Source organism: uncultured Methylobacterium sp. (assembly GCF_964242245.1).
Classification (GTDB): Bacteria; Pseudomonadota; Alphaproteobacteria; order Rhizobiales; family Beijerinckiaceae; genus Methylobacterium.
Map to the genome: position 1 here is coordinate 1 of NZ_CAXTBY010000127.1, position 9,918 is coordinate 9,918.

The following is a 9,918-nucleotide window of genomic DNA, read 5'->3' on the forward strand; positions in this document are numbered from 1 at the left end:
CGAGCAAGGAGGCGATGCAGATCCTCGCGGACCAGCTCGTGGACAACGTCGAGGCCTTCGTGGCCGGCAAGCCGCAGAACGTCGTCTAAGGTTTTCCGGATCTCGCGATCGGCGGCCTCATCGTAAGAAGTTCGGTCGGCGCGACAGACCCCCTCTCCCATGGGGAGAGGGTTGGGGTGAGGGGCGTGACCTCTCCGGAGAAGTTACGCCCCTCATCCTGTCCTTCTCCCCCTGGGAGAAGGGACCCGCGCCCGAGTCGGCCCCGGTACCGGAACGACGAGAACCCGCATAACGAACGCCAGCCGCGCGATGCTGCGGTCTAAAGGATACGAGAGATGAAGAAGCTGCTGTTCCAGTTCGACACCGATGCGGTGCCGAGCGTGTTCGACGCGGTCGTCGGCTACGACGGGGGGGCCGACCACATCACCGGCTACGGCGGCGTCACGCCGGAGAACGTCGGCGCGCTCGTGGACGGGACGATCTACACCCGCGGCGGTTCGGAGAAGAAGTCGACGGCGATCTTCGTCGGCGGCGGCAACATGGCGGCCGGCGAGGCGGTTCTTAAGGCGGTGAAGAAGCGCTTCTTCGGCCCGTTCCGCGTCTCCTGCATGCTCGATTCGAACGGCTCGAACACCACCGCCGCCGCGGGCGTCGCGCTCGTCGCCAAGGCCGCGGGCTCGCTGGCAGGCAAGACGGCCGTGATCCTGGCCGGCACCGGCCCGGTCGGCATGCGCTCGGCCGCGTTGCTGGCGCGCGAGGGCGCCGCGGTGACGATCGCCGGCCGCGCCTTGGACAAGGCGCAGGCCGCGGCCGACGCGATCAACGCGCGGTTCAAGGTCGACGTCTCCGCCGCCGCGACCCCCGACGAGGCCTCCCGCGTGGCGCTGGTGAAGGGCACGAACCTCGTGTTCACGGCGGGCGCCATCGGCGTCGAGCTGCTGCCCGAGGCCGCCTGGGCCGACGAGGCGTCGATCCAGTTCGTGGCCGACTACAACGCCCAGCCGCCGACCGGCATCGGCGGCATCGAGGCGATGGACAAGGGTAAGGATCGGCACGGCAAGCAGGCCTTCGGCGCGCTCGGCATCGGCGGGCTCAAGCTGAAGCTCCACCGCGCCTGCGTCGGCCAGCTCTTCGACAGCACCGAGCAGGTGCTCGACGCCGAGGAGATCTACGCGCTCGCCAAGAAGATGGCCTGAGGAGGCGATTGCCATGGCCGAGCACGAGACCATCGAAACCTTCCTGGACGGGCTGGCAAGCGCCGCCCCCACCCCCGGCGGCGGCGGGGCCGCGGCCATCTCGGGCGCCATGGGCGCGGCGCTCGTGTCGATGGTGTGCAACCTCACCATCGGCAAGAAGAAGTACGTCGCGGTCGAGGCCGAGCTGCGGGAGGTGCTCGCGCGGTCCGAGGCGCTTCGCGCCGAGCTCACGGCGATGATCGCCGAGGATGTCGCGGCCTTCGATGCGGTGATGGGCGCCTACGGGCTGCCGAAGGCGACGGACGACGAGCGGGCCGCGCGGGCGGAGCAGATCCAGGCGGCCCTGCGGGTCGCCACCGACGTGCCGCTCGCCTGCTGCCGGGCCTGCCGCGCGGTGATCGACCTCGCGGAGGTCACCGCCGAGAAGGGCAACCTCAACGTGATCTCGGACGCGGGCGTCGCGGTTCTCTCGGCCCATGCCGGCCTGCGCAGCGCCGCGCTCAACGTCTACGTCAACGCCAAGGGCCTCGACGACCGCGCCTTCGCCGAGGCGCGCCTGAAGGAGCTCGAAGGCCTGCTGGGCGATGCCGGACCGCTCAACGAGAAGACCTACGACGTGGTCAAGGCCAAGGTAAGCTGACCTCGGCGCCGAGGATCGCGCCGGATCGTCGGCAACGACCATCGGTGAACATGGAACAGGCGGTCTCCTGGTGCAGTCGCAACCAAGATATGGTGCACTGCAAGGTGAAGAAGGCCGTTTCCCGGTCGATCAAAGCAGACTGAACGCGAGCGCAAAAATATTTGACGAGACGCGGGCCTCCAACAAAGTAAACTCAGGGCGTAAACCCTCGTCGAAGAACGAAGGAGGAGGCGCTCGATGGACGTGCACGAGTATCAGGCCAAGGAACTGCTCGCGAGCTTCGGCGTGGCGGTGCCGAAGGGCGCCGTCGCCTTCAGCGCCGACCAGGCCGTCTACGCGGCGACCGAGCTCGGCGGCTCGTTCTGGGCGGTGAAGGCGCAGATCCACGCCGGCGCCCGCGGCAAGGCCGGCGGGATCAAGCTGTGCCGCACCTACAACGACGTGCGCGATGCCGCCAAGGACCTGCTGGGCAAGCGCCTCGTGACGCTCCAGACCGGGCCGGAGGGCAAGCCGGTGCATCGGGTCTACATCGAGACGGCCGACCCGTTCGAGCGCGAGCTCTACCTCGGCTACGTGCTAGACCGGAAGGCCGAGCGCGTCCGCGTCATCGCCTCCCAGCGCGGCGGCATGGACATCGAGGAAATCGCGGCGAACGAACCCGAGGCCCTGATCCAGGTGGTGGTCGAGCCGGCGGTCGGCCTGCAGCAGTTCCAGGCCCGCGAGATCGCGTTCCAACTGGGGCTCAACATCAAGCAGGTCTCGGCCGCGGTGAAGACGATCATGAACGCCTACCGGGCGTTTCGCGATTGCGACGGCACCATGCTGGAGATCAACCCGCTGGTCGTCACCAAGGACGACCGCGTGCTGGCGCTCGACGCCAAGATGTCGTTTGACGACAACGCGATGTTCCGCCGGCGCAACATCGCCGACATGCACGACCCGTCGCAGGGCGACCCGCGCGAGGCTCAGGCCGCCGAGCACAACCTCAGCTACATCGGGCTGGAGGGCGAGATCGGCTGCATCGTCAACGGCGCGGGGCTCGCCATGGCGACCATGGACATGATCAAGCACGCGGGCGGCGAGCCGGCGAATTTTTTGGACGTGGGTGGTGGTGCGAGCCCCGATCGGGTCGCCACCGCATTCCGCCTCGTGTTGTCCGATCGCAACGTCAAGGCGATCCTCGTCAACATCTTCGCCGGCATCAACCGCTGCGACTGGGTTGCCGAGGGCGTCGTGCAGGCGGCGCGGGAGGTGCGGATCGACGTGCCGCTGATCGTGCGGCTCGCCGGCACCAACGTCGAGGCCGGCCAAAAAATTCTCGCCGAGAGCGGCCTCGACCTGATCACCGCCGAGACGTTGTCCGAGGCCGCGCGCAAGGCCGTCGAAGCCTGCAACGCCGCCAAGCGCTGACACCCGGAAAGCGAAGGATCAGGCCATGAGCATCCTCATCGACGAGACCACCCCGATCCTCGTCCAGGGCATCACCGGCGACAAGGGCACGTTCCACGCGCGCGAGATGAAGGCGTACGGCGCCAACGTCGTCGGCGGCGTCACCCCGGGCAAGGGCGGCAAGACCCATCTCGGGATGCCGGTGTTCAACACCGTCAAGGAGGCAGTGGCAGTCACCGGCGCCACCACGTCGATCACCTTCGTCGCGCCGCCGTTCGCGGCGGACGCGATCATGGAGGCGGCGGACGCCGGCCTGACGCTGATCTGCTCGATCACCGACGGCATCCCCGCCCAGGACATGATGCGGGTCAAGCGCTACCTGATGCGCTACCCGCGCGAGCGCCGCTCGATGGTGGTCGGCCCGAACTGCGCCGGCATCATCTCGCCCGGCAAGTCGATGCTCGGCATCATGCCGCCCCATATCTACCTCAAGGGCAACATCGGCGTGATCTCGCGCTCGGGGACGCTGGGCTACGAGGCCGCTGCGCAGATGAAGGCGGTCGGCCTCGGCATCTCGACCTCGGTCGGCATCGGCGGCGATCCGATCAACGGCTCCTCCTTCCTCGACCACCTCGCCCTGTTCGAGCAGGACCCGGAGACCGCGGCCGTGCTGATGATCGGCGAGATCGGCGGCCCGCAGGAGGCCGAGGCCTCGGCCTGGATCAAGGAGAACATGAAGAAGCCCGTGATCGGGTTCGTGGCCGGCCTTACCGCCCCGAAGGGCCGCCGCATGGGGCACGCCGGTGCGATCATCTCGGCGACCGGCGACAGCGCCGCCGAGAAGGCCGAGATCATGCGCTCCTACGGGCTCACCGTGGCGCCCGATCCGGGCTCGTTCGGCGAGACGGTGGCCGACGTGATGCGCCGCCGGGCGGCGTGAGCCGTCACCCCTCCCCCCTCTGCGGGGGGAGGGTGCCCTGCGGATGCAGGGCGGGAGAGGGGACGACCTTTCGGATGCGGCGCTCCCCTCACCCGACGTAGCTCGCGGGCCACCCTCTCCCGCCGAGGGGAAAGGGAAGCGCGCGAGCCAATCCCCCGAAGCCCAATCGAAGCCGGCTCATCCGATGCCCACCACCCTGCACGTCTCCCCCGGCCCGGCAGACGACAGCGCCTTCGCCCCGCCGGTCATCACCGGCACCTCGTCGAAGGAGGCGGTCGACATCCTGTTCCGCGCCCTCCTCGACGTGGCGCGCCGCCACGAGCCCGAGCTGGAGCCGGTCCTGCACGGCACCGCCGACATCTCGGCCTTCTCGCCGGAGATGCTGGCCCGCGCGCTTCAGGTGCAGGGCATCTGGTTCCAACTGCTGTCGATCGCCGAGCAGAACGCCGCCATGCGGCGGCGGCGGCACGTCGAGCGCACCGATGGCCGCGCTGCCCTCGGAGGCACCTTCGCCAAGGTGCTCGCCGAGGCGGCAGCCGGCGGCATCCGGGCGCCGCAGATCCATGCGCTGCTGAAGGACCTGCGCATCCGCCCGACGCTCACCGCGCATCCCACCGAGGGCAAGCGCGTGACGGTGCTGGAGAAGTTCCGGCGGATCTACCTCGTGCTGCGCGAGCTCGAACTGCCGCGCTGGACGACACGCGAGCGCAACGGCCTGATGAACGAGTTGCGCGACCAGATCGAGCTGGTCTGGATGACCGGCGAGTTGCACCTGGAGAAGGCGACCGTCGAGCGCGAGGTCGCCTGGGGCCTGCACTTCTTCGACGAGACCCTGTTCGAGATGCTGCCCGAGGTGCTCTACACGCTGGAGGAGGCGCTGGCCGAGCACTACCCGGACGAGCGCTTCGAGGTGCCGCCGTTCTTCCAGTTCGGCTCGTGGATCGGCGGCGACCGCGACGGCAACCCGTTCGTCACGGCCCGCGTCACCCGCGAGACCCTGTCGCGCAACGCGCTGGCGTCGCTGCGCCGCTACCGCGACGGCGTGGTCCATCTCGGCCGGGTGCTGTCGCTGACCGAGCGCGCGCTGCCGGTGCCCGGAACGTTCCGGGCGGCCCTCGACCGGGCGCTGGCCGAGAGCGGCGCGGCGGAGACGATCGCGGGCCGCAATCCCGGCGAGGCTTATCGCCAGTTCCTCGCCTGCATCCTGCGCAGGCTGGAGGCGACCATCCGGCGCAACGAGGGCGGCCCGTCCGGCCCCGACTACGCGAGCGCCGACGGGCTGATCGACGACCTGAGGACGCTGGAGCGCGGCTTGGCCGACGCCAAGTGCGGCTCGCTGGCCACCGACCTCGTGCGGCCGGTCCGGCGCATGGTCGAGATCTTCCGGTTCTCTACGGTCCGCCTCGACCTGCGCGAGAACACCACGCGCACGACGGGCACGCTGCACGCCCTCTGGGCGCGGCGGAACGGCGAGCGGCCGCCCCCGGCCCTCGATGCGCCGGCGTGGCGGGCCTGGCTATCCGCCGAACTCGCCAGCCCGCGCGGCCCGCAGACGGGTTTCGACGGGTTGCCCGACGAGGCACGCGAGACGCTGGCCACCTTCGCGCTGGTGGCCGAGATGCGCGAGACCCTCGACCGCGAGGCCTTCGGCGCGTTCATCCTGTCGATGACGCGCTCGGTGCCCGACATCCTCGGCGCCTACCTGCTGGCCAAGGAGGCCGGGCTGTTCCTCGACGCCGCCGGCACCGAGATCTGCCCGCTGCCGATCGTGCCGCTGTTCGAGACCATCGACGATCTGCGCGCGGCGCCCGCGATCATGCGGGAGCTGCTCGCCGTTCCCGTGGTGCGCCGCTCGACCCGGTGGCAGGGCGGCGTGCAGGAGGTGATGATCGGCTACTCGGATTCGAACAAGGACGGCGGCTTCGTCGCCGCGAACTGGGAGCTGTACAAGGCGCAGGCGAAGCTCACCGCGCTCGGGCGCGAGGCCGGCGTGCCGATCGCGTTCTTCCACGGCCGCGGCGGCTCGGTCAGCCGCGGCGGGGTGCCGACCCAGCGCGGCATCGCGGCCCAGCCGCCGGGCTCGATCCAGGGCCGCTTCCGCACCACCGAGCAGGGCGAGGTGGTCTCGTTCAAGTATGCCAACCGCGGCACCGCCGCCTACCAGATGGAGATGCTCGCGGCCTCGGTGTTCGAGCACGCGCTCCAGTCCGAGCGGCAGAGCGCCGGCCAGTCGCGCGCCGAGTTCGACGACGCCCTGGAGGCCCTGTCCGGCGCGTCGCGGGCGGCTTACGCCAACCTGCTCCAGGCGGACGGCCTCGTCGATTACTTCCAGGCGGCGAGCCCGCTCGACGAGATCGCCCTGCTCAACATCGGCTCGCGGCCGGCCCGGCGCTTCGGCGCCCGCGCCTTGAGCGACCTGCGCGCGATCCCCTGGGTGTTCGCGTGGTCGCAGAACCGGCACGTGGTCACCGGGTGGTACGGCGTCGGCTCCGGCATCCGGAGCTTCCTGGACATCCGCGGCGCGGCCGGCGAGGCGCTGCTGAGACGATTGTTCACGGAGTGCCGGGTCTTCCGCCTGATCCTCGACGAGGTCGAGAAGACCCTGCTGATGGTCGATCTCGACATCGCCCGCGACTACGCCGGCCTCGTCGCCGACCGCGAGGTTCGCGAGCGGATCTTCGGGATGATCGAGGCGGAGTACGCGCTGACCCGCGCCATGGTGCTCCGCGTGAGCGGCGCGGACGCCGTCGCGGACCGCTTCCCCCTGTTCCGCGGCCGGCTGGAGGAGCGCCTGCCGACGATCAACCAGGTCGGCCGCGAGCAGGTCGAGCTGCTGCGCCGCTTCCGCGCCGAGGCCGACGCGCCGGGCCGCGAAGCGGTGAAGGCGGCGCTGCTGCTCTCGATCAACTGCATTGCCGTCGGCTTCGGCGCGACGGGCTGATGGAAACGTTCCCCCGGCCCTGTCGCCCGCCGCGACGGGGTCCATGTTGAGCACGACGGTTCGGGCGCCTCAGCTTCGCGCCCGCACGCAAGATGGCGGCGCTGCAAGCCGCCACGCCCCGAGAATACAGGAGAGAACCCCCATGAGCTTCACCCTCATCCAGCAGGCCACCCCGCGGCTGCAACGCTCCGAACTCGCGGTGCCGGGCTCCAACCCGACCTTCATGGAGAAGTCGGCGCAGTCGAAGGCCGACGTGATCTTCCTCGACCTCGAGGACGCGGTCGCCCCCGACGACAAGGAGCGCGCGCGCACCAACATCATCCAGGCGCTCAATGAGATCGACTGGGGCACCAAGACCATGATGATCCGCATCAACGGTCTCGACACCCACTACATGTACCGCGACGTGGTCGACATCGTCGAAGCCTGCCCGCGGCTCGACATGATCCTGATCCCGAAGGTCGGCGTTCCGGCCGACGTCTACGCCATCGACGTGCTGGTGACACAGATCGAGCAGGCCAAGAAGCGGGACAAGAAGCTCGGCATCGAGGTTCTGATCGAGACTGCGCTCGGCATGGCCAACGTCGAGGCGATCGCCCAGTCCTCGAAGCGTCTCGAAGCGATGTCCTTCGGGGTGGCCGACTACGCCGCCTCGTGCCGCGCCCGCTCCCAGGTGATCGGCGGCGTCAACCCGGATTACAGCGTGCTCACCGACAAGGACGAGGCGGGGGCGCGCGCCGTCCACTGGCAAGACCCGTGGCTCTACGCTCAGGCCCGGATGCTGGTGGCCTGCCGCGCCTACGGCCTGCGCCCCATCGACGGCCCGTTCGGCGACTTCTCCGATCCCGACGGCTACACCTCGGCCGCCCGCCGCTGCGCCGCGCTCGGCTTCGAGGGCAAGTGGGCGATCCATCCCTCGCAGATCGATCTCGCCAACGACGTGTTCACGCCGTCGGAGGCCGAGGTCACCAAGGCGCGCCGCATCCTCGTCGCCATGGAGGAAGCGGCCAAGGCCGGGCGCGGCGCCGTCTCGCTGGACGGCCGCCTCATCGACATCGCCTCGATCCGCATGGCCGAGGCGCTGATCGAGAAGGCCAACGCAATGTCGGCCCGCTGACGGTCTGCGGCTCCGCGCCGACGCGGCCGTCCGGGGAAATCCGGGACGGCCGTTCCTCTGCCATCGCTTACCAGACGAATGGTCGACTCGGCCGCCTCGGAGGGGCGGGTTGAAGAGACCGGCGAGTCCTGTGGAACACCATCTCCAAGGGCGATGTGAGCCGCAAACCGCTGATCGACGCATTCTCGGGCACTCTCCGCGTCGTTCCGCACGCGCAATGATCACGGCGATGTGATCACACGACTGATTTGAACGGTTCCATGCTTGCGAAGAGAGTGGGGCGGGCCGCACCTCCGGGGCGGCCGTCTCGCAACGCACGCGCGCCCGGCACCCGACCGCGGCGGCCATCCGTATCGAGGAGTGATCGATGAGGCCGATCCTGTCACCGTTCGCGATCCTGGCCCTGGCCGCGGCGATGCGCGCCGGTCCCGTCCTAGCCTGCGGCTTCGTGGAGGCGCCCGTGGATTGCGGCGAGGGCGGCGGAACCGGCTCGGCGCAGTGGATGCTCAAGCGCGTCGTCGCGGCGATCGACGCCGACAAGCCGAAGGCGCTCGCGACGTTCACGAAGGGGGAAGCCGGCTTCCGCACCGCGGACACCTACGTCTTCTGCGTCGGCCCGGACGGGATGATGACCGCGCATCCGAGCCCGATCCTCCAGGGCCACGACGTGCGCGACCTGCACGACAGCACCGGCAACCACTTCATCGCCCGGATGCTGGAGACGGCCAAGCCCGGCGAAGTCTCGGTGATCCGCTACCTGTTCCCGAAGCCCGGCGGAACGGTGGCGACGCAGAAGACGACGTACTACACCCGCGCCAGCGACCAGATGTGCGGCGTCGGCGTGTACGACGCCGACGCCGAGGCCGCCCCCGCGTCGGCCGCCGCCCGGATCGCCGCGCTGCGGCAACGGCTGGACGGCGCGATGCCCGCGAACCTCCGCTCGGACTGGACGGCGTTCCTGGAGGCCCTGAACGCCAACGCCGGCGCCCAGAACGAGGCGATGGCCAGGGCGCGCGCGAGCCTGCACGCGGCGGAGGATGCGCTCGCGCCCGAAGCGGCGGCGCAAGCCGCGAACGAGTGACCGTGCGGGATCGGCGCATCCCGGTGCGCCGCGAGAACCAGCGGTTAAGCCTGCCGCCGTATCACGGTGCATCCCCGATGCGCGTGCCGGAGAGGCGAGGTTGACCCGTGAGCAAGTCGCAACCGCCCTGCGGCGCCTCGCCGCTTCGCAGGTCGAGGACATCGAGCGCGCCGTCCGGGACGGCCACAAGACCATCGCCCTGAACGAGCTGGCGGATCTCAACCGCCAGCTCAAGGCCTTTGCGGCAGCCCTCAAGAAGTTGCCGGTGCGGGCCTGAGCGCCGCTACCGGTGCGGCCGTTCCCAGCCGCTGATCTCCGGTTGATGGGTTCGGGGGCGTCGCGTCATCCTCCCGGCGCTCCCTCTCCCCTCTGCGGGCTTGCGGCTTCACACATCTTGAGACCGGTGCCGCGCGGATCGGGCGAAGCGCCGGGCGGCCCCCTCTCCCCACACACCTCGGGCTTGCCCAAGATGTGCAATGTGGATGTCCAAGTCGGGCAGGCCCGACTTGGATGGGAGAGGGCTGGGGTGCGGGGCGTGACCTCTCCGGATCGTTCTCATCCCTCATCCTGTCCCTCTCCCGCTACGGGTGTGGGGACCTGCGCTCTTCCCGGAT

8 protein-coding genes are annotated in these 9,918 nt (G+C 69.9%); all 8 read left to right on the forward strand.

Annotated features, from left to right (window positions below; translation table 11 throughout):
• Positions 1–335: 335 nt before the first annotated feature.
• Positions 336–1,196, forward strand: a complete 861-nt coding sequence (locus ACFE8Y_RS18730) for an NADP-dependent methylenetetrahydromethanopterin/methylenetetrahydrofolate dehydrogenase (protein WP_375465889.1) — start codon at positions 336–338, stop codon at positions 1,194–1,196.
• Between the two features lie 13 nt (positions 1,197–1,209).
• Positions 1,210–1,836, forward strand: a complete 627-nt coding sequence (gene fchA / locus ACFE8Y_RS18735; RefSeq protein ID WP_375465890.1) for a methenyltetrahydrofolate cyclohydrolase — start codon at positions 1,210–1,212, stop codon at positions 1,834–1,836.
• A gap of 237 nt (positions 1,837–2,073) precedes the next feature.
• Positions 2,074–3,246, forward strand: coding sequence for a malate--CoA ligase subunit beta (locus ACFE8Y_RS18740; protein WP_375465891.1), 1,173 nt, complete (start codon positions 2,074–2,076; stop codon positions 3,244–3,246).
• Between the two features lie 25 nt (positions 3,247–3,271).
• Complete coding sequence (gene sucD, locus ACFE8Y_RS18745) at positions 3,272–4,165, forward strand: succinate--CoA ligase subunit alpha (protein WP_375465892.1); 894 nt, start codon at positions 3,272–3,274, stop codon at positions 4,163–4,165.
• A gap of 184 nt (positions 4,166–4,349) precedes the next feature.
• Positions 4,350–7,106 carry a phosphoenolpyruvate carboxylase gene (locus ACFE8Y_RS18750; RefSeq protein WP_375465893.1) on the forward strand — a complete coding sequence of 919 codons (2,757 nt, stop codon included), beginning with the start codon at positions 4,350–4,352 and terminating at the stop codon, positions 7,104–7,106.
• A 142-nt stretch (positions 7,107–7,248) separates the two neighbouring features.
• Positions 7,249–8,223: an HpcH/HpaI aldolase/citrate lyase family protein gene (locus ACFE8Y_RS18755; protein WP_375465894.1), complete on the forward strand. Its 975-nt coding sequence runs from the start codon at positions 7,249–7,251 to the stop codon at positions 8,221–8,223.
• A 367-nt stretch (positions 8,224–8,590) separates the two neighbouring features.
• Entirely contained in the window at positions 8,591–9,304 is a 714-nt protein-coding gene (locus ACFE8Y_RS18760) for a cache domain-containing protein (protein ID WP_375465895.1), read from the forward strand.
• Positions 9,305–9,404: 100 nt separating this feature from the next.
• The gene (locus ACFE8Y_RS18765) at positions 9,405–9,581 is read left to right on the forward strand and encodes a hypothetical protein (RefSeq protein WP_375465896.1); all 177 of its coding nucleotides are present in this window, start codon (positions 9,405–9,407) and stop codon (positions 9,579–9,581) included.
• Positions 9,582–9,918 lie beyond the last annotated feature (337 nt).